The organism is Flavobacterium soyae (assembly GCF_021245985.1).
GTDB lineage: Bacteria > Bacteroidota > Bacteroidia > Flavobacteriales > Flavobacteriaceae > Flavobacterium > Flavobacterium soyae.
Map to the genome: position 1 here is coordinate 1 of NZ_JAJQXA010000041.1, position 515 is coordinate 515.

At 51.3% G+C, this 515-nt stretch carries 1 rRNA gene; it reads left to right on the plus strand.

The features are described from left to right. Positions 1 to 515: ribosomal RNA gene (locus LUU93_RS21875) — 23S ribosomal RNA — on the plus strand; the annotation flags it as partial.

A 515-nucleotide genomic window follows, 5' to 3' on the forward strand; every position in this document is an offset into this window, starting at 1 on the left:
GTTGAGAAGCTTGCTGGAGGTATCAGAAGTGCGAATGCTGACATGAGTAACGACAATGGGTGTGAAAAACACCCACGCCGAAAGACCAAGGTTTCCTGCGCAACGTTAATCGACGCAGGGTTAGTCGGTCCCTAAGGCGAGGCTGAAAAGCGTAGTCGATGGAAAACAGGTTAATATTCCTGTACTTCTGGTTATTGCGATGGAGGGACGGAGAAGGCTAGGCCAGCTTGGCGTTGGTTGTCCAAGTTTAAGGTGGTAGGCTGGAATCTTAGGTAAATCCGGGATTCTAAGGCCGAGAGCTGATGACGAGTTACCCTTTGGGTGACGAAGTGGTTGATGCCATGCTTCCAAGAAAAGCTTCTAAGCTTCAGGTAACCAGGAACCGTACCCCAAACCGACACAGGTGGTTGGGTAGAGAATACCAAGGCGCTTGAGAGAACTCGGGTGAAGGAACTAGGCAAAATGGCACCGTAACTTCGGGAGAAGGTGCGCCGGTGAGGGTGAAGCACTTGCTG